Origin of the sequence: Terasakiella sp. 4MB5A, assembly GCF_050058155.1 — a bacterium.
In the GTDB taxonomy this organism is placed as follows: Bacteria; Pseudomonadota; Alphaproteobacteria; order Rhodospirillales; family Terasakiellaceae; genus Terasakiella; species Terasakiella halodenitrificans.
The window spans coordinates 3345839-3364261 of sequence record NZ_CP188815.1; the positions used below are offsets into that span (position 1 = coordinate 3345839).

The following is an 18423-nucleotide window of genomic DNA, read 5'->3' on the forward strand; positions in this document are numbered from 1 at the left end:
AGCAAGCAATACGCACCCAACACGGCAAACTCATTCACACGCTGATGCACGCATTTACACACCTTGAGGATGGCGATTTTTAGCGATGAATCGCCGAAAGCCGCCGAAAACCGCCATGTCTAAAGGAGACTAATCATATGATCCCGCGCTATTCCCGTAAGGAAATGACAGATATCTGGGAACCCGCCAACAAGTTCCGTATCTGGTTTGAAATTGAAGCCCACGCTGCCACAAAGATGGAAGAGTTGGGGGTAATCCCTGCCGGTACATCCAAAGTAATTTGGGAAAAAGGCCAGAAAGAATATACGCCGGAGCGGATTGCGCGTATTGATGAGATCGAGATGGAAGTCAAACATGACGTCATCGCCTTTTTGACGGAACTGTCTGAAAATGTTGGCTCCGAAGCGCGCTTTGTACATCAGGGCATGACTTCCTCCGATGTTTTGGATACCTGCCTTGGTGTTCAAATGATGCAGGCGGCAGATTTGCTGTTGAAAGATCTGGACCGTTTGCTGGCGGCGCTGAAAACACGCGCTGAAGAAACAAAATATATGGTCTGCATTGGTCGCTCACACGGTATTCATGCTGAGCCTGTGACAATGGGTCTGAAATTTGCCCGTTTTTATGCGGAAATGAGCCGGAACCGCGAACGCTTGGTTCGTGCCCGCGAAGAAATTGCAACTTGTGCCATTTCCGGTGCGGTTGGTACATTTGCCAACGTTGACCCGCGTGTTGAAGAATATGTGGCAGAACAAATGGGCCTGACACCGGAACCGATTTCAACGCAGGTTATTCCACGTGATCGTCATGCCAATTATTTCTGCGTGCTGGGGATGATTGCTTCTTCGATGGAAAATATCGCCATTGAAATCCGTCACATGCAGCGCACGGAAGTCCGCGAAGCACAGGAATATTTTGCACCGGGGCAAAAAGGCTCTAGTGCTATGCCGCACAAACGCAACCCGATCCTGACAGAAAATCTGACTGGTCTGGCACGTGCCGTTCGTATGGCCGTCACACCGGCCCTTGAAAATGTTGCCCTGTGGCATGAACGCGATATTTCGCATTCGTCCGTTGAACGTATGATCGGCCCAGATGCAACCGTAACACTTGATTTTGCATTGGGACGTTTAGCTGGCACCATTGAAAAACTGGTTGTTTATCCGCAAAACATGCTGGACCACATGAACAATTTCGGTGGCGTGCATGATGCGCAGCGCGTTCTGTTGTTCCTGACGCAAAACGGTGTGTCCCGCGAAGACAGCTACCGCATTGTGCAGCGTAATGCCATGCGCGTTTGGAAATCCTACGGCATTGATCCCGATAACCCGGATGGTCAGGTCGAACTGGATGCGACGGAAAAAGAAGCACAAGAATATGACAACCGCTTGTTCTTCTTCCTGTCCAAAGACGAAGGTTTGACAGAACATTTGACGGTTGAACAGCTCAAAACCCTGTTGGATGAAGATTCCATTTCTTATCACACCAAACGTGTGGATGTGATCTTCAATCGCGTATTCGGGTAATGTGACAAATTGAAATCTTCGTCTTGGCGAAGGTTCAATTTCTCTATAAACAAGGGCTGTTCTCTCAGAATGATTGAGAGAACGGCCCTTTTTTACTTTTAAGGCAAAGCCATGACCAAACCTGTATTGAAACCTGCCAATCCCAATTTTTCTTCCGGTCCCTGTTCCAAACGCCCCGGCTTTACGCTGGAGGCGTTGAAAGGGGCGCCACTGGGTCGCTCGCATCGGGCCAAAATCGGTAAAGATAAGTTGGCGGAAGTTATTGACCGGACCAAAGCTGTGTTAAACATTCCTGCCAATTATCGTGTCGGGATTGTGCCGGCATCTGATACGGGGGCAGTGGAAATGGCACTCTGGTCCATGCTGGGCGCACGTGGTATCGATATGCTGCAATGGGAAAGCTTCGGTAAAGGCTGGGTTGGAGATGTTAAAAACCAACTGGGTCTTGAAGATGTACGGGTCTTTGGTGCTGATTACGGGCAATTGCCTGATCTAGATGCAATTGATTTCTCGCGCGACGTTGTCTTTACATGGAATGGCACGACGTCAGGTGTACGTGTTCCCAATGGAGACTGGATTGCGGATGACCGCGAAGGGCTGACCTTCTGTGATGCGACCTCAGCTGTTTTTGCGATGGATATCCCTTGGGATAAAATCGACGTACTGACCTATTCCTGGCAAAAAGTCATGGGTGGCGAAGGCGCACACGGTATGTTGGTGCTGTCCCCGCGTGCGGTTGAACGTCTGGAAAGCTACAAGCCAGCTTGGCCTTTGCCAAAAATCTTCCGTATGACAAAAGATGGAAAATTGATGGAAGGCATCTTTACCGGGGCAACGATCAATACACCGTCCATGTTATGTGTGGAAGATGCGCTGGATGGTTTGCGTTGGGCCGAAGAAATTGGCGGTCTGGATGCTTTGATCCAACGTTCTCAAGCCAATCTGAAAGTATTGGAAGACTGGGTGAATGGCAACAAGAACGTGAGCTTTTTATCTATTGACCCGGCAACACGTTCCAATACATCGGTCTGCTTATCCATTACGGCGGACTGGTTTGCAGCTTTGTCCGATGAAGATAAGACAAAGGCTGCAAAGAAACTGGTGGCTTTGCTGGATGAAGAAGAGGCCGCCTACGATATCGGATCTTACAAGGATGCACCGGCAGGCTTGCGTATCTGGTGCGGGGCAACGGTGGAGGCAGATGATCTGCGGCTCTTGACCCCTTGGCTGGATTGGGGGCTGGCCGAAATCGCCACGCAATATTCCTAAAATAAAAAAAAGAACCCATCGTCTGATTTATTGTACGATGGGTTTTTTCTTGGGCGTCTCAAGGGTGGACTGTGGCGGAATTCTGGGCAGCTTTTGCGGCAGCGTTTGATTTGATTTATGAAGCGGACGGAAATCTGATCGAGATCGTCCTGTTGTCATTGCATGTCAGCCTTACGGCTGTACTAATCTCAGCTTTGATAGGTTTACCACTCGGTGCGTTGGTTGGCTTTCTTTCTTTTCCGGGGAAAAAAGCCTGCGTTGTCATCTTGAACGCCCTGATGGGATTACCCCCTGTCGTGGTCGGCTTACTGGTCTATCTGGCGTTGTCACGCGCCGGACCGATGGGGGTGTTCGGCCTGCTATTTACACCGACAGCGATGATCATAGCACAAGTCATTTTAATCACCCCGATTATCGCAGCCTTGACCCGGCAGGTCGTACAAGATTTGTGGGGGGAGTACCGCGAACAATTAACCTCACTTAGGTGCAGCAAATGGCAAGTGGTTTTGACTTTGTTATGGGATGGACGTTTTAGCCTGTTTACGGCTGTCTTAGCTGGTTTTGGTCGGGCAAGTGCCGAGGTTGGTGCGGTAATGATCGTCGGGGGGAATATTGATCATGTGACACGGGTCATGACAACCGCAATTGCACTGGAAGTCAGTAAAGGCGATTTGGCCTTGGCGCTGGGACTTGGGATTGTCTTATTGACCTTGGCGTTGGGGGTGAATGCCATTGCATATGTGCTGGGTGAGTTTGCCCGAAAAAGGATGGGCGCATGAAGGAGGAAAATTTTCTTTTACAGGTTAAAAACCTGTGTTTTGAAGCCCGTGGTATTCGCTTGATCAAAGATGTTTCGTTTGATTTGCCTGCGGGTTCACGCCTTATGATCTTGGGGGCGAACGGGGCGGGTAAAAGCTTATTGATGCGTCTGTGTCATGGCTTGTTAATTCCCCATTCCGGAACGGTGCAATGGAGCGAAGAACAAGAGGGACAAGCGATCCAACAAGCAATGGTTTTTCAACGGCCTGTCATGTTACGCAGAACCGCCCTTGCCAATATCACCTATGGCCTGAAATGCAACGGTGTAGCACGCCAATCACGTCGGGACATCGCCTTTGATTATTTAAACCGTGTAGGATTGGCCCGTTTGGCAAACCATCCCGCACGGCTTTTATCGTTTGGGGAACAGCAACGCCTTGCACTGGCGCGGGCTTGGGCGATGGAACCGGACGTCCTGTTCTTGGATGAACCAACCGCCAGTCTGGACCCAAGCGCGACCCATGCGATTGAAGAAACCACACGCTTGATTGCAGAAGAAGGCACGACCATTATGATGAGCACCCATGATTTGGGACAGGCCAAACGTTTAGGCAGCGACGTGTTGTTTTTGCATCGCGGGCGTGTTTTGGAACAGGCCTGCGTGCAAGACTTTTTCCAACAGCCAAAAAATGATCTGGCGCAGGCTTTTGTGCGTGGTGAATTGTTGTGGTGGAAGAAAAAGAAAGATTTATATCCTGGGGGTGGTATAGAGCAAATCCCGAGCGACTGAATTTAGGTTGCGACGACGCATTTGCGTAAAAATAAACAAATCCCAAGCGGGACAGGACTTAATCCCGTGTAACTTTAGCCGTAAACATATAACCGCGATTGCGCACCGTTTTGATGAATTTTGGGGCTTTCGGGTCGCTTTCAATTTTTTTACGTAGACGTGTGATCTGAACATCAATACTGCGATCAAAGGCTGGAGTATTGTCACCGTGTACAAGATCAAGCAATTGGTCACGGCTGAGAACACGATTGGGATGTTCAATGAAGGCTTGCAGCAGGTTAAATTCGCTATTGGATAATTGTGGCTGCATCCCGTCCGGTCCGGTAATTTCTAAGGAAGCAAGATCAACCTTCCAACCATCGAAAATAAATGACAAATCTGAGCGTTGTACCCCGCCCGGCACCGTGGTTTGCGTTGTCGCTTGTGTACTGGGTTGTGTACGTCTGATGATACTGCGCACACGGGCAAGTAATTCGCGGGGTTCAAACGGTTTCCCCAAGTAATCATCGGCGCCGACTTCCAAGCCAATGATCCGTTCGGTGGTTTCTCCGCGACCACTGAGGATCATAATACCAATACTGGTACGGCTTTTAATTTCGCGTGTCAGAGATAGGCCATCCATATCGGGCAGGCCCAAATCAACAACACACAAGTCAACATGTGTATCTGAGATAATATTCAGGGCAGCTTGTCCAGAAGATGTTATGGTGGTTTCAAATTCCGCATCTTCAAGACATGCGGCGACCACGTCAGCCACAACCGGGTCGTCTTCGACGATCAGAATGTGTTTTGTTTCGCCCATGGTTAGCCCGTTTTTTATTCTTGTTGAAATATTTTGAAATAATATGGGCATATCACGTTTTTCGCAACTGCTAATTTCTATACAGGGATATGCACAAGTTATATTTTGCGTAAATAACGGTGCACATTCAGGCATCACACAACTTTAACGTAAATAGCACGACCCTCGGCGACCTGTTTTGTCGAAATATTGTTGATGATATTCCTCTGCACGATAAAAGGTTCCTGCAGGGGCAACCTCTGTGACGATCGGGTCTGCGAATCGATGGTTAGTATTCATATTTTCGATCATCAATTCAGCAGCTTGTTGCTGAGCGTCATCATGATAATAGATGGCGGAACGATACTGACTACCCACATCCGGTCCTTGACGATTAAGTGTGGTCGGATCGTGTAGTTCAAAAAATAGTTCCAGTAAATCCTCAAAAGAAACACGCGTGGGATCATAGCGCAGGTGGACAGCCTCGGCATGACCGGTGGTGTCTGTACAAACTTCACGATAGGTCGGGTCAAGTTTGTGTCCGCCAGTATAGCCGACTTCGGCGTCGACGACCCCATCCTGATCGCGAAACCGGGCTTCAACGCCCCAGAAACATCCGGCAGCGAAAGTAGCAGATTTATATTCTTTAGACATAAGGTCACCTTTATCTTTTGCACTGTGTCGTTCGGTTCTATAGATATGGCCTATTCAAACGGAATTAAACAGGCCGATCACGAAAATATGAAGACCGTTGTCTATCAGTCCTATCGAAATAACGATGTACCCGACTGGATTGCTCTATGTTTGCAATCGGTACAATCTTGGGCGGACAGAATGGGTGCGGACTATCGTTTCTATGGGGATGAGCTGTTTGATCGGGTACCTGCGTGGTATCTGGAGAAGACCAAAGAGCGCCTTGTCGTTGCAACGGACCTTGGACGCTTACTGCTCGCGAAAGAATTACTGGCAGAAGGCTATGATCGCGTGATGTGGCTGGATGCCGACATGCTGGTTTTTGCGCCTGAGCGTTTCGAGCTGAATATCAATACACAATATGCCTTCGGGCGCGAAGTCTGGGTACAACGGGATGAAAAAGGCAGGTTGAGGGCATACCGCAAAATTCACAATGCCTTTTTTCTTTTTACACAGGACAACAGCTTTCTGGATTTTTATATTCATTCTTGCTTGTCGATTATTCAGCGGATTGAAGGGCAAATGGTGCCACAGATTGTCGGGCCCAAATTTCTAACAGCCATTCACAATATTGTTGCCTGTCCGGTGGTTGAAGAAGCCGGCATGTGCAGCCCCCTTGTCATTCGCGATATATTGAATGGCGGTGGAGCAGCATTGGATTTATTTCATAAGGAAAGCCCCTCGCAAGTCCGTGCTGTCAATATGAGTGCCTCACTTGAAGGCATAGAAATCAGCGCACAGGAAATGGAACGGGCCTGTCAATTATTGCTGGCACGAAAAGAGTTGTAGCCATGGAAGATATCAAACAGAAAATCCGCGAACTTGCCTTGGAAATCGGGTTTGATGATGTGGGATTTTGCGCGGCCCAAACCACCGATCAACATAAGGCGGATTTAAAAGAATATAACGAACGCGGTTTCCACGGCACAATGGACTGGATGGAAACCACCGAAGAACGCCGCGCAGACCCGACCGTGCTGTGGAACGAGGCAAAAAGCATTATCGTACTGGGCATTAACTATGCACCAAAAGGAGATCCGATGGCATTATTGGATCACCCGGATCGCGCCATTATCAGCTGTTATGCCCAAAACCGGGATTATCATGATCTGGTAAAGAAACGCCTGAAACGACTGGCACGCGAGATGGTGGACCGCTGGGGCTGCGCGCTAAAGGTCTTTGTCGATACGGCCCCCGTTATGGAAAAACCAATCGCTTCGCAAACGGCGCTGGGTTGGCAAGGCAAACATACCTGTCTTGTCTCGCGTAAATTTGGATCATGGCTGTTTTTGGGGGAGATCTATACGACGTTGGAGATCGAGCCGGATCAAGCCCACAAGCATAGCTGTGGATCGTGCACAAGCTGTTTGACTGTTTGCCCAACGGATGCCTTTATAGGCGAAGGCAAAATTGATGGACGCAAATGTATTTCGTATCTGACCATTGAATATGACGGTGTGATTGAACCGGAACTCGCCCTGAAAATGGGCAACCGGATTTATGGATGTGATGACTGTCTTGCCGTTTGTCCCTGGACCAAGTTCAGCGTACCGACCAAGGAAAAAGATTTTAAACCGCGTGCAGAATTTATGGCCCCGCGTTTGGGGGATCTGGTCGGGTTGAATGATGAAGAATTTCGCGAACTGTTTCGGGCCTCCCCGGTGAAACGCATTAAACGACACAGGTTCATTCGCAATGTTCTGATTGCCATTGCCAATGGGCGATGTCTGGAATTGCGTGACAAGGTTGTCGCCTTGATTGAAGATGAACATCCGGTTATCAGCGAGACTGCGAAGTGGACTTTGTTGATGTTGGATAAAGAGTCGAAAACGTCGATTTAATATTGTAGAGTGCGGACAAATGGGCCCTCAGGTATCTATAAGGTAGAGTATAAATGAAACAGTATCTGGATCTTATGCGTCACGTGCGTGATAACGGCGTTTATAAAAGCGACCGTACCGGGACGGGGACCTACAGTGTTTTTGGGCACCAGATGCGTTTTGACTTGTCACAAGGCTTCCCGTGTTTGACAACCAAAAAACTGCATTTACGCTCAATCATTCATGAACTGTTATGGTTTTTGAAGGGTGATACCAACATTAGATATCTGAAAGAGAATAAGGTCTCCATTTGGGACGAGTGGGCAGATGACGAGGGCAATCTCGGCCCTGTCTATGGTTATCAATGGCGGTCCTGGCCGACACCGGATGGTAACCATGTGGATCAAATTACCAATCTGGTTCAGCAAATTAAAAACAATCCAGATTCACGCCGCTTAATTGTTTCCGCATGGAACGTTGCCAATATTGAAGAGATGGCCTTGCCGCCATGTCATTGTCTCTTTCAATTCTATGTGGCAGACGGCAAACTGTCCTGTCAACTTTACCAGCGCAGTGCCGATATTTTTTTAGGTGTTCCGTTCAATATTGCCTCCTACGCCTTATTAACCATGATGGTGGCGCAGGTTTGTGATTTGGAAGTGGGCGAATTCATCCATACGTTTGGGGACGCACATCTTTATTCCAATCATATGGATCAGGTGGAATTGCAATTGTCACGCACACCGGGGGCGTTGCCAACAATGAAAATGAACCCGGACGTGAAAGACCTGTTTGATTTTACTTTCGATGATTTTGAATTGGTGGATTATAACCCACAGGCTCATATCTCTGCACCGGTGGCGGTGTAATGAAGATCAGTATGATTGTGGCGGTTGCCAATAACGGGGCAATTGGCAAGGATAATAAAATGCTCTGGCATATCCCGGAGGATTTTAAATATTTCAAAGCCACAACGATGGGCAAGCCCATGATTATGGGACGCAAGACGTTTGAATCTATTGGTCGCCCTCTGCCCGGTCGTCTAAACATCGTGGTAACGCGGGACCAAAATTGGCAAGCTGACAATGTTTTGGTATGCCATGATCTGGACGATGCCCTCTCGGCAGCTTTTGCCGAGGCGAAGGCGAAAAATGCCGGGGAAGTGATGGTTGTGGGCGGTGCACAGATCTATGCGATGATGATAGAGCGCGCGGACCGGATTTATTACACCGAAGTCCATCGCGACTATGACCATGATGCAGGCTTTCCCGCACTGGACAAGGCAATTTGGCAGGAAGTCTCCCGCGAAGACCATCAAGGAGATGGACAAGACAAACCCAATTATAGCTTTGTGGTGTTTGATCGCATTTAAATTCTCGGTTTCATGGCATGGCTTTTGCTTTTTCTTAAGGAAACATTAACCCTTGAGGAAGAGAAAAATGGACATTGTTGTTGATGGTAAAACCTATGCGGTGAATATTCCCCAAACAGGTTTGCGCAATATGGGACAAGGCAAGTCTCAGGGAACCGATTTTGCCGCCATGCTGGAAGAACAAAATCAGGTCAAAAATCAAATCATGGACAAAGGTTTCGGAAAATATGTTTCCGATATGCAGCAGGAAAAACTGGAAGAAAAAATCCGTGAGAAAGTCTTAGCGGCAATGGGCTTAACAGAAGAACAGTTTAACCAGTTACCGGCAGAACAACGGGCCGCGATTGAGCAGGCAATTCAGGAAACAATTCAAAAAGAAATGATGGCGCGAGCCGAAGAAAATGCAAAAGGGAAATCCAATCAGGCTGTTTCTGTCCCACTTATCGCGATGAAGTAAGCTGTTGATTAATCCATAAGGTTGCTTCTGCCTCATTCGAAAAGAGTTCAACCGTCATCTCGATATATTGCCGAACCAGTTCTGGGTATAACTCATATCGTGTACGCACATTTTCGATATCATCTTGTTGAACAACAACCGCAAGAATACAGGCCTTTATCCCATATTCGTTAGCTTTGCGGGCAAAGACAACGGCCCCTTCTTTTGGAAAAAGGGAGAGGCCGTTTTGTATATCTAAAATAATGCCAAGTGTCGCATGAGGCTCGGCAAAGATATAGTCAAAGGCGTGGGATAAATCCTCGCTTGTATGTCCGCCAATGGAACAAAGACGATAGAGATTCTTAAAGTGCTTTGCCTGATAGGTGAGAAGATGCATGGCGTTAATCTTTTCAAGGTACATATACAAGTATTCTCAAAGTCCTAACATAACGCCAGTATCTGAGCAAACCTATTAGGCCGTAAACTCATAAAATAGACTAGTTTTGGTTTGTCGGAAATACAGGCAAGGCAAGGAAAAGACTTGCAGGAAGTGCCATTCACTTTCAAAAGGCTTTGACGCCGTATTTGCCTGTATTTCCGACAAATCCCATAGGGACGGGATAAAGTTTAAGATTCTTCGTCCTTATAAAACCCTTAAAGTGCGCGCACTTCTGCGGGTTTCATGCCTAGCCCATCTTAAAATTTATCTCCGCCAAACAAGTCTATTTTATGAGTTTACGGCCTAGGCATCTTCGCAATCCTCAATCGAACTATCATATGAAAAGAGATCACCCGGTTGACAATCTAACCCTTTACAGATGGCATCTAGGGTAGAAAGACGGATCGCTTTGGCTTTTCCTGTTTTTAGAATGGAGATGTTCTGTTCCGTTATACCGACTTTTTTTGCAAGCTCGTTTGAGCGCATTTTACGTTTGGCAAGCATAACGTCTAAATGGACTGTAATGGCCATTGAATTACACCGTATACAATCGTTCTTCTTCCATTTGCGCAGCTTCATTCATAACCCATGAAACCAATAAAAGCATAATGGCCACAGTCAGGGTTGTCAGGTCCACCGTCCCAATGCTGATTTGAAGTTGGCGCTCACCTTCAGGTCTATGGAAAGTCAAAATAACGCTTAGGGCCGTGTTGTACACCAAATCTGTAAAGGCATATATAAGTGTGCCGTAACCGATGTGACGATAACAGGCAACATTTTGTCGTGTAAAAATAACCCCTCTTTCATAAAGGCAAAATAAACGGCGAAATGTAAAAATGACATACATACCCGCACCAACAGGCAACATATTAATCATAGCAGCCAGTGCAATTTGCAGGTTCGAGATTATTTCTTGCGGTGGAATGAGGAGTTCATCACGAAAACCTTCTGGCAAGTTATTAAAATTGATCCAGAACATAACCGTCAGAACTGGACTGGCAATGAGGAGAAAAGTAAATAACCAGCGAAAAAAACGGCTCATCCGTTGGATACGCACAAGGTTTTGCTGAGACATAATCAGATCCTTTAAAATAATTAATTTTCTTGATTATTGATAATTTTTTATCGAAAAACAATAATTAATTTAATTTTACAAATTATCTCTCTGAAAAAACATTTATCGTCCTCCAATGTATTACGCAAAATACTTGTTAAATTTCATGAGCCTATAAAAGGAAAAACGAGCTTATGATGCCTCCCCCATTGCGGCGCAAATCTTTTCTTGGCACAAACAAACCTGAAACAAACAACCTTTTGCCAAGCAAAGGGGGATCAAGTCCCCTTTCTGGGTAAAATAAACCAGATAAAACAAACAACCTGCAAAGACAAAAACATCCCGAAAGCCGCCTGATAGGCCACAGGATCATAACCACCACTGGTCGTGGTTTCCCACAGATTGATGACCTGTCCGCTGAGAGACTGCAAAATAAAAATGGTAATGAAAACCATCAGATTAATCGCTGTATTGACCCGGCCTGCCAAATGCGTGGGAAAATGCTGTGACAGAACCGCATATTGCAAAATGCCCGATGTCCCGAAAAAGCCGAAGGCAATCCAGATCCAAGGCCAATCGAGCGCCCATTCCGTAATGATCCCGATTTGACAGAGCATAAAAAAGAACATACCGGTTCCCGCAACATAGATTGTCTTGATCCCCATTCGCCCCAATCGTTCGCTCAGTGCCCCGAGCCCCAAAAAACCGGCAACCATTGCTGCTGCAACCCAAAATAAGCTGCCTGCAACATCAACGCGTTCCAATCCTGCAATATCATGGTGCCACGGTCCCGCCCACAGGCTTTGAACGGAAATAAAACTGGCTTGCGACATCATGGTAATCGGCGCGACCCGCCAAAAAAAACGACTGGTGAAAACCTCTTTTACACCGTTCATTTGTTCAGCAATTGTGGTTTTATGTTCCGGGCGCTTGGTCGAGGGAACCAGCAGATACACAAACAACGCACAAACCAGCGTCAAGGCCGCCAAGCCCCAAAACCCACCACGCCAGCCAATTTCCTGAACAACCAGTTCGGTCGGGGCGGTACCGGCCAACGCCCCCATACCACCTGCTGCCATGATAAAGCCATTGACCAAAGGGAGTTTGCTCGTATCGTAAAAAACAGTAAATGCCTTAAAGGAAGCCATCAAACAGGCTGAAACGCCAAAGCCGATCAAGGCCCGACCTGCAATCAGACTGGCACTATCTTCGGCCATCGCAAAAACGGCTGCCCCCAAGGCAGCAAAGATCAAAAGGGCCGCTTCGACCAGACGGGGGCCATATTTATCCAGTAGCACCCCTAATGGAATCTGAAACGCTGCAAACGTCAAAAAATAAGACGCCGTCAACAACCCCAAAATATCCGCGCCCAAACCCAGATCGGCAATCAAATCCGGTGCAATTACCGCATTGACCACCCGATACAGGTAAGACAGAAAATAACCGAAGGCGAAGGGGATAAACACCCGAAACACCATTGCAGTTGGGCTGTGTGACATTGTTTTCTCCTGAAACGAATTTCGAAGAACTATGCCCACAACCCATCAAAGTTGCAATCGCAAGAAATACTTAAACGATTTTAGCCTGGTAAACCGTCAATACGCGGGCGGATCAAAATCGGGGCATAAACCGCCGCAAACAGACCATAACCGATCACCCACAAAACCCCGGACGCGATCACCCAGTTTGAATTTAATTCAATCACCCGGACAAAAGTTGCCGCCGTCACAATAAGATATGCAGCAACAGTCAAACCTGAGGCTTTTAACGGACGACCTGAATGGCCCAATGCCGCACGCGAAGCAACCGCCAAAATCAACATGCCGATCCCACCCGTTGTTAAAGCGTGCAAGGCCTGGTTGGGGTTCAGGAAATCCGTCAAATGGGCCACACCTGTCAGGGCAAACCCAATCGGTAACCAAACATAGGCGGCATGTAAAACCCATACAATCGGGTTATCCAGTGTTTGAAAGGAATGCCACCGCGCCATGCGATAGATAAGAACGATCGCTGTTGCACTCGCAATCACGCCTTTAACCAGATCCGGGGCATCAAATAACGTTGCTATCGCCAACAACAGCACCAAAACCACTGTTGCAAGATGCGTCCATTGCGGAGTGGTGCAGGTAATGTTGCTCTGCAGTTTCATGCGTAGCGCATTTTGTGTAAAGGCAGGGATCACGCGGGCACTAATCAGAGATGCAATCGCGATAATCATGTAAACGCCTGCTCGCGCTGCATTCGCTGTATCCCAGAAATGCCACGCCACATTTGATAAACACCAAAAGACAAGAATAAGCGGCACAATAAAGTTACGTTTATTCTGCGCCCCGACAATACGGTTAGCAATTTCATAAGACAGCATCGGCAAATACAGTAAATCCAACCATGCCAGATAGACGAAAGCATCGTTCAATTCCGCAGCCAAAATTCCGACACGACCCAACAGCCAAAAGATCGCCATAATAACAACAGGCCGCCCGACAAAATTCTTGCTGGATGTCCATTTGGGGACAGCCGCCATCAAAAAGCCGCCAATGGCCGCACTGGCAAAGCCAAAGACCATCTCGTGTCCATGCCACGCCAAACTCAGGTCAACCATCCCCGCATAGCCGAACAGCCACGCGAGCAAAAAGGCAACGCCGCTAAGAGCCGTAAACAGGAAAAAAACGCGGTGACCGGATGAAAACAAAACCGGACCACTGTAAGGCTGAACGGGTTCACCGATATCCAAAAAAACGCGGGCCATGACTTCCTTCATAAAACTGAGTATTCTAGTTGGGTATTACCCTTTTTATAATCTGAGTGCGTTGACTTTCGTCAACCTGACACCCATACTGTGCAACGTTTCTCAATATTTTCCGGACAAAAAGTAAACGCCATGAAAGCCAAGATTATCCCCGTTACCGCCTTTGCCCAAAATTGTTCCTTAATCTGGTGCGAGGATACGATGAAAGGCTGCCTTGTCGATCCCGGCGGGGATATTGACAAGTTAATGCATGAAGTCAAAGAAGAAGGCATTACGCTTGAAAAAATCCTTTGTACACACGGCCATCTTGACCATGTCGGCGCAGTGGCAGAAATTTCAGCCAAAGAAAACCTGCCGATCGAAGGGCCGCATAAGGATGACAATTTCTGGATTGAAGGCTTACCGGAACAAACCGTTCAATTTGGCTTTCCACCGACCGAAAGTTTCACCCCGACACGTTGGTTGAACGATGGCGACACCATCACCTTCGGAAATGTTACGCTCGACGTTTTACACTGTCCGGGGCACACACCGGGCCATGTTGTCTTTTTTGAAAAGCAAAGTCGTGTTGCCATTGTTGGTGACGTTTTGTTCCAAGGGTCTATTGGACGTACTGATTTCCCCAAGGGCAATCACGAAGACCTGATCCATGCCATCAAAACCAAATTGTTCCCGCTAGGCGATGATGTGGTCTTTATTCCCGGACATGGCCCCTTGTCCACCATCGGTGATGAAAAACGCAGCAACCCGTTTTTGCGCTAATGGACCCTGCGTCTATAAATGGTAAAGCGCCGTATCACGACCTTTGACAGCGCACAGGCGTTGAATAACTTTGTCACCCTCTTGGCCTTGTTCAAAGGCAATGACATTCATTCCATCTTTTTGGGCAACTTCAAGCAATTCATGAGGCCGCAGAAGGAAATCAGGATTACGCGGACGACCGAATTGTTCATTGCCTTGGGCAAATGTTTCATACAACAGCACACCACCTTGTTTCAATGCGGGTGCCAAAAAAGACAAATGAGGGCGATAAAGATAATTTGTGACGACAATCGCGCTGAACTGTTCACGCTCAAAGGGCCAGTCACGCCCATCTTCCAGATCGCATTGTAAAATTTCGGCAGATTTAACAGCGGCTAAATCGCTCAGCCCCTCAATATTCTGATCGACGAACAACACTTTATGCCCGTTATCCAGAAAAAAACGTCCATGACGCCCTGTACCACAAGCCAAATCCAGAATAAAGCCATCCAATGGGACGTAGGATGAAAACCGGTCAATCCAAGGCGAGACGGTCATAACGCACACAATTCAAATTGCAGCCTTCAACGATAAAAACCAAAGACAGGAAAGCCCATATTGCCAGATGGTGCCTTATGTGAGGCCTCCGGTTTCGATTGGACTTCATCCTCAACCTCAGACGCAGCACTCACAGTCATCGGCATATCCGACTGACCATCACACTCATCCATCATGTCCCATACCATTTGGGGGTCCATTTCGCTCTCCTAGACGTTATATCCTCTTGCGATTTTTTTTATGCGTCTTTTTTATGGACTAAATTAGTAAGGGAAGATTTATGGCATTGCAACATTTTTGTAAAAATTACAACCTAAAAATGAAATATTATTACAACAACATTCTTCAATGATATTATAAAAATCATTTAATATCAAATAATTATGAAATATCGAGCCTTAAAATCAAGAGAGATATTGCGAAATATCTACCTCGTCAATTTGATCCGGTAATAAGAAACGTTCCGCATATTCCCGATACACACCCGAGGTCAAGAAAAGGTCAAAAACTTCCCCATCAATATGCTTGTCTTTCTTAAAGAAGCTGAGGATTTTCACGGCTTCCGACAAGGTTTTAGCCTTTTTATAAGGTCGATCCGACGCTGTCAAAGCCTCAAAAACATCAGCCAGCGCCATGATACGTGCCGGAATCGACAGATCATCTCCGCTTAGTCCTCGTGGATAGCCTGTCCCGATCATGGTTTCATGGTGGGTTCCGGCATATTCAGGAATACGTTTCATATGTGCAGGGAATGGAAGTTTTTCCAACATTGCAATCGTTTGCATCACATGTTCGGTAATCTTAAAACGTTCTTCCTCTGTCAAGGTTCCACGCGCAATACTCAGGTTATAGATCTCACCCCGGTTATATAAATATTCAGGCACCGGGGTTTTAAAGTCCAAAGCCTCGTACTGTTGCCTGATATCGCGTTCACGCTCAATCAAATGATAAGGTTGATCTACCAGCAGTTTTTCTTCCACCGGCGCATCGGGCAGGTTTGCATATAAAGATTCTTCCTGATGAGAAAGTCCCAATTTGATATCAAAATTGCGCACCCATGTTTCATCCGCAATTGATTTTAATCGCGCTAATTTTTCTTCTGCCATAAACTCACCGCCGACGTTACATTCTGCGATAAAGGCATAATCATCAATCAGCTTAGCTTTGCGTTTTTCCAGTGTGTCTTTTAATTCCTTAGGCTCACCACCTTCTAAAAGCCCTTGGTAATAGACCAGTTCCGCATCACGTAACAAAACCTCAAACCGCGTTCTGATTTCGTGAATACGGTTATAAATCGTTTCCAATTTGCTTGCTTTATCCACCACATATTCCGGTGTAATCACCTTGCCGCAATCATGTAGCCATGCACCGATGGAAAATTCGCGCCATTCTTCTTCTGTTTTAAACTGAAAATCAGCCAGAACCCCGTCATTACTCTCACAGGCCTCGCGGGCCAGCATGGTTGCCAATTCAGGGACGCGTTCACAATGTCCGCCCGTATAGGGGCTTTTCGCATCAATCGCGCCCGCAATTAAATGGATCATCGAATCCATCAATTTTTCCTGCGCATCCAACAATTCGCGATTATACAGGATTGTTGCAGCCTGCGCTGCTAAGGCTTCAACAAAGCGTTGGATCTCCGGACTGAAGGCAACAATTTCGCCTTTTTCATCCTGCGCATTGAGAATTTGCAACGCACCGATCACATCCCCGCCACGTGGTTTCAAAGGAACCGTCAAGAAAGATTGAGAACGATAGCCGTTCATATCATCAAAGGTCTTGGTCCCTGAGAAATCAAAATCCTCGTTATTATAGGCATCCACAATATTTACAGACTCTGAGGCATGAACCGTATGGCTCACAACGTTTTTATGATTTTTCTCTCCCACCTCATCAAACAAGGCGACAGGATTAAATGACGGTTTCACGCCGCTGGTGCCGCCCATCGCCACATTAAGCGTGTCATTGCGCAAAATCTTAAAGCTCAGTGCCTGATCTTCAATTTTATACAATGTCCCACCATCGGCATTAGCAAGTTCCTTGGCACCAAGCAGCACCATCTCCATGACTTTTTCCGTATCGCGCTCTGCCGACATCGCAATACCCAACTCGACCAGTCTATTCAGTTTTTCCTGACTGGTCGCCAAATCCTGCGTCTTAAGCGCAAGGGAGTTGCGCATTTCATCAAATGTATTTTCCAGCTCATAAAATTCGATAATATGCGATGGCGTTCGGGATTTTGTCTTAAATTCAAGATGTTCAATCTGTTTTGCATCTTCAGCTAACTGCGAAACACGCCGTGTTAAACGCGCGCTGAAAACATATACGATCGGAATAAACAGGATAATACAAAAAATACTGGCATTCAGAACACGGCGTTCCATCGTAATAAAGCTTTGACGGAAATCGTCCAGCGGGGCTGCCACTGCGATATTAAACTGCGCCCCATATTTACTGAGTTTTTCGACACTTTTAAAATAATCTTGTACTTTTGCTTTTGTTTTTCCAAGAATGACATCGACAACCGGGTCATCAATCCGGGTCAAATCCCCTAAATGATGGATACTTTTAAACCCCTTGGGGAAAGCCACAATGCGATTTTTATCGTCATAAATCCACGCCGTTCCATTTTCAGAAACAAATTGGTTGGATACGAACTCGCTGAGTTCCGTTAAGGTAAGATCAACACCAACAACGCCGTGTTCGTTTGCCATGCGTCTTGAGGCTGTAATCCCAGGCGTTTTAAACGAATTATAGACATAAACATCCGATAAATGCGGGTCACTATTTTCAATCGCATTGGTAAACCAAGGGCGTTCACGAGGGTCATAGTTCGGATTGGCTTCCAAACGCTGGGAAATCACGTTTTTCTGCTCATCCAGAAACGACCAGTTTTGCAGACGTTCCCCTTCTTTTGAATAAATCGTGCGTACGATCCAGATCGTATTTGCCGAGGCTTTGTGACTTGCAATCACGGCTTCACGCCCTCGTGTCGCAATCACTTGCAGAAATGATCCGTCTAAATGTCCGCAATAAACCGAATAAATGGTTTTACGTTGTTCAAGCACACTAAAATATAAAGGCAGGATACTGGCATCTAAGCCATCACCGAAAACGGCCTCATCAGATTTGCGACTGGCCAATAACGACGCATTCGCAACCGATTGATCCAGTAGATTCACAATCTGGTTTTCAACATTATTTGAAACAGCCGTAAATAAGTTCCCCGCAACTTCTTTTGCTGTCCGGGTTCCCAAAACCCAAATACTAAAGAGTGTAGCGATAGATAGCGAACAAATGACCGCTAGACTTACGAGTGTCAGACTTAACTTAAAACGGACGCGCACAGTACCCCTCCTACGCAACAATATATTGCACTATAAGGGAGGAAGAGCTCACAATAAAATAAAATAATACATTTGTAGCATATACGTTG

Annotated in this window: 20 protein-coding genes; 10 read left to right on the forward strand and 10 right to left on the reverse strand. The window is 46.7% G+C overall.

Annotation, left to right across the window (positions count from 1 at the left end; all coding sequences use genetic code 11):
• Nucleotides 1–137 precede the first annotated feature (137 nt).
• From purB to ACI0FF_RS15900, 4 genes are all read left to right on the forward strand, one after another.
• Entirely contained in the window at nt 138–1526 is a 1389-nt protein-coding gene (purB, locus tag ACI0FF_RS15885) for an adenylosuccinate lyase (protein WP_417820045.1), read from the forward strand.
• Nucleotides 1527–1637: 111 nt separating this feature from the next.
• Entirely contained in the window at nt 1638–2795 is a 1158-nt protein-coding gene (locus tag ACI0FF_RS15890; protein ID WP_419797741.1) for a phosphoserine transaminase, read from the forward strand.
• A 71-nt stretch (nt 2796–2866) separates the two neighbouring features.
• Nucleotides 2867–3574 carry an ABC transporter permease gene (locus ACI0FF_RS15895; RefSeq protein ID WP_419797742.1) on the forward strand — a complete coding sequence of 236 codons (708 nt, stop codon included), beginning with the start codon at nt 2867–2869 and terminating at the stop codon, nt 3572–3574.
• Nucleotides 3571–4344 (forward strand): ATP-binding cassette domain-containing protein, encoded by a 774-nt coding sequence (locus ACI0FF_RS15900; RefSeq protein WP_419797743.1) that lies wholly within the window; start codon nt 3571–3573, stop codon nt 4342–4344. Before ACI0FF_RS15895 ends, ACI0FF_RS15900 begins: the two co-directional genes overlap by 4 nt.
• 58 nt (nt 4345–4402) lie before the next feature.
• On the opposite strand, the gene ACI0FF_RS15905 is transcribed toward ACI0FF_RS15900, so the two are convergent.
• Together ACI0FF_RS15905 and msrA are read right to left on the reverse strand one after the other, a co-directional pair.
• Complete coding sequence (locus tag ACI0FF_RS15905; RefSeq protein WP_419797744.1) at nt 4403–5146, reverse strand: response regulator transcription factor; 744 nt, start codon at nt 5144–5146, stop codon at nt 4403–4405.
• 144 nt (nt 5147–5290) lie between these two features.
• On the reverse strand, nt 5291–5779 hold the full coding sequence (gene msrA / locus ACI0FF_RS15910) for a peptide-methionine (S)-S-oxide reductase MsrA (RefSeq protein ID WP_419797745.1): 489 nt from the start codon (nt 5777–5779) through the stop codon (nt 5291–5293).
• Nucleotides 5780–5824: 45 nt separating this feature from the next.
• On the opposite strand from msrA, the gene ACI0FF_RS15915 reads away from it, so the two are divergent.
• The 5 genes from ACI0FF_RS15915 to ACI0FF_RS15935 all read left to right on the forward strand — a co-directional run bounded on the left by ACI0FF_RS15915 (nt 5825) and on the right by ACI0FF_RS15935 (nt 9467).
• Entirely contained in the window at nt 5825–6607 is a 783-nt protein-coding gene (locus ACI0FF_RS15915) for a hypothetical protein (RefSeq protein ID WP_419797746.1), read from the forward strand.
• Nucleotides 6608–6609: 2 nt separating this feature from the next.
• Nucleotides 6610–7659, forward strand: a complete 1050-nt coding sequence (queG, locus tag ACI0FF_RS15920; protein WP_419797747.1) for a tRNA epoxyqueuosine(34) reductase QueG — start codon at nt 6610–6612, stop codon at nt 7657–7659.
• Between the two features lie 53 nt (nt 7660–7712).
• Nucleotides 7713–8507, forward strand: coding sequence for a thymidylate synthase (locus tag ACI0FF_RS15925; protein WP_419797748.1), 795 nt, complete (start codon nt 7713–7715; stop codon nt 8505–8507).
• On the forward strand, nt 8507–9010 hold the full coding sequence (locus tag ACI0FF_RS15930; protein WP_419797749.1) for a dihydrofolate reductase: 504 nt from the start codon (nt 8507–8509) through the stop codon (nt 9008–9010). Before ACI0FF_RS15925 ends, ACI0FF_RS15930 begins: the two co-directional genes overlap by 1 nt.
• A gap of 67 nt (nt 9011–9077) precedes the next feature.
• On the forward strand, nt 9078–9467 hold the full coding sequence (locus ACI0FF_RS15935) for a hypothetical protein (RefSeq protein WP_419797750.1): 390 nt from the start codon (nt 9078–9080) through the stop codon (nt 9465–9467).
• Here the strand turns inward: ACI0FF_RS15935 and ACI0FF_RS15940 are convergent.
• The 5 genes from ACI0FF_RS15940 to ACI0FF_RS15960 form a co-directional block, all read right to left on the reverse strand.
• The gene (locus ACI0FF_RS15940; protein WP_419797751.1) at nt 9451–9867 is read right to left on the reverse strand and encodes a hypothetical protein; all 417 of its coding nucleotides are present in this window, start codon (nt 9865–9867) and stop codon (nt 9451–9453) included. The two genes, ACI0FF_RS15935 and ACI0FF_RS15940, sit on opposite strands and share 17 nt — an antisense overlap.
• 321 nt (nt 9868–10188) lie before the next feature.
• Nucleotides 10189–10416: a helix-turn-helix domain-containing protein gene (locus tag ACI0FF_RS15945; RefSeq protein WP_419797752.1), complete on the reverse strand. Its 228-nt coding sequence runs from the start codon at nt 10414–10416 to the stop codon at nt 10189–10191.
• Nucleotides 10417–10420: 4 nt separating this feature from the next.
• On the reverse strand, nt 10421–10960 hold the full coding sequence (locus ACI0FF_RS15950; protein WP_419797753.1) for a DUF2975 domain-containing protein: 540 nt from the start codon (nt 10958–10960) through the stop codon (nt 10421–10423).
• 257 nt (nt 10961–11217) lie between these two features.
• Complete coding sequence (locus ACI0FF_RS15955; RefSeq protein ID WP_419797754.1) at nt 11218–12438, reverse strand: MFS transporter; 1221 nt, start codon at nt 12436–12438, stop codon at nt 11218–11220.
• 80 nt (nt 12439–12518) lie between these two features.
• A complete protein-coding gene (locus ACI0FF_RS15960; protein WP_419797755.1) occupies nt 12519–13688 on the reverse strand; it encodes an NnrS family protein in 1170 nt (389 codons plus the stop codon).
• 132 nt (nt 13689–13820) lie between these two features.
• Here ACI0FF_RS15960 and ACI0FF_RS15965 point away from each other — a divergent pair, with 132 nt between their 5' ends.
• On the forward strand, nt 13821–14450 hold the full coding sequence (locus ACI0FF_RS15965) for an MBL fold metallo-hydrolase (protein ID WP_419797756.1): 630 nt from the start codon (nt 13821–13823) through the stop codon (nt 14448–14450).
• A gap of 12 nt (nt 14451–14462) precedes the next feature.
• Here the strand turns inward: ACI0FF_RS15965 and ACI0FF_RS15970 are convergent, their stop codons facing one another.
• The 3 genes from ACI0FF_RS15970 to ACI0FF_RS15980 all read right to left on the reverse strand — a co-directional run bounded on the left by ACI0FF_RS15970 (nt 14463) and on the right by ACI0FF_RS15980 (nt 18334).
• The gene (locus tag ACI0FF_RS15970; protein ID WP_419797757.1) at nt 14463–14987 is read right to left on the reverse strand and encodes a class I SAM-dependent methyltransferase; all 525 of its coding nucleotides are present in this window, start codon (nt 14985–14987) and stop codon (nt 14463–14465) included.
• Between the two features lie 26 nt (nt 14988–15013).
• Entirely contained in the window at nt 15014–15187 is a 174-nt protein-coding gene (locus ACI0FF_RS15975) for a hypothetical protein (protein ID WP_419797758.1), read from the reverse strand.
• Nucleotides 15188–15391: 204 nt separating this feature from the next.
• Nucleotides 15392–18334, reverse strand: coding sequence for an HD domain-containing phosphohydrolase (locus ACI0FF_RS15980; RefSeq protein WP_419797759.1), 2943 nt, complete (start codon nt 18332–18334; stop codon nt 15392–15394).
• Nucleotides 18335–18423 lie beyond the last annotated feature (89 nt).

Coding starts and splice junctions, on each gene's coding strand:
- ACI0FF_RS15915 (WP_419797746.1), top strand. CDS start 5,825: ATGGCCTATTCAAACGGAATTAAACAGGCCGATCACGAAAATATGAAG.
- ACI0FF_RS15945 (WP_419797752.1), bottom strand. CDS start 10,416: ATGGCCATTACAGTCCATTTAGACGTTATGCTTGCCAAACGTAAAATG.
- msrA (WP_419797745.1), bottom strand. CDS start 5,779: ATGTCTAAAGAATATAAATCTGCTACTTTCGCTGCCGGATGTTTCTGG.
- ACI0FF_RS15940 (WP_419797751.1), bottom strand. CDS start 9,867: ATGTACCTTGAAAAGATTAACGCCATGCATCTTCTCACCTATCAGGCA.
- ACI0FF_RS15930 (WP_419797749.1), top strand. CDS start 8,507: ATGAAGATCAGTATGATTGTGGCGGTTGCCAATAACGGGGCAATTGGC.
- ACI0FF_RS15935 (WP_419797750.1), top strand. CDS start 9,078: ATGGACATTGTTGTTGATGGTAAAACCTATGCGGTGAATATTCCCCAA.
- ACI0FF_RS15960 (WP_419797755.1), bottom strand. CDS start 13,688: ATGGCCCGCGTTTTTTTGGATATCGGTGAACCCGTTCAGCCTTACAGT.
- ACI0FF_RS15975 (WP_419797758.1), bottom strand. CDS start 15,187: ATGGACCCCCAAATGGTATGGGACATGATGGATGAGTGTGATGGTCAG.
- ACI0FF_RS15950 (WP_419797753.1), bottom strand. CDS start 10,960: ATGTCTCAGCAAAACCTTGTGCGTATCCAACGGATGAGCCGTTTTTTT.
- ACI0FF_RS15965 (WP_419797756.1), top strand. CDS start 13,821: ATGAAAGCCAAGATTATCCCCGTTACCGCCTTTGCCCAAAATTGTTCC.
- purB (WP_417820045.1), top strand. CDS start 138: ATGATCCCGCGCTATTCCCGTAAGGAAATGACAGATATCTGGGAACCC.
- ACI0FF_RS15970 (WP_419797757.1), bottom strand. CDS start 14,987: ATGACCGTCTCGCCTTGGATTGACCGGTTTTCATCCTACGTCCCATTG.
- ACI0FF_RS15900 (WP_419797743.1), top strand. CDS start 3,571: ATGAAGGAGGAAAATTTTCTTTTACAGGTTAAAAACCTGTGTTTTGAA.
- ACI0FF_RS15890 (WP_419797741.1), top strand. CDS start 1,638: ATGACCAAACCTGTATTGAAACCTGCCAATCCCAATTTTTCTTCCGGT.
- queG (WP_419797747.1), top strand. CDS start 6,610: ATGGAAGATATCAAACAGAAAATCCGCGAACTTGCCTTGGAAATCGGG.
- ACI0FF_RS15905 (WP_419797744.1), bottom strand. CDS start 5,146: ATGGGCGAAACAAAACACATTCTGATCGTCGAAGACGACCCGGTTGTG.
- ACI0FF_RS15925 (WP_419797748.1), top strand. CDS start 7,713: ATGAAACAGTATCTGGATCTTATGCGTCACGTGCGTGATAACGGCGTT.
- ACI0FF_RS15955 (WP_419797754.1), bottom strand. CDS start 12,438: ATGTCACACAGCCCAACTGCAATGGTGTTTCGGGTGTTTATCCCCTTC.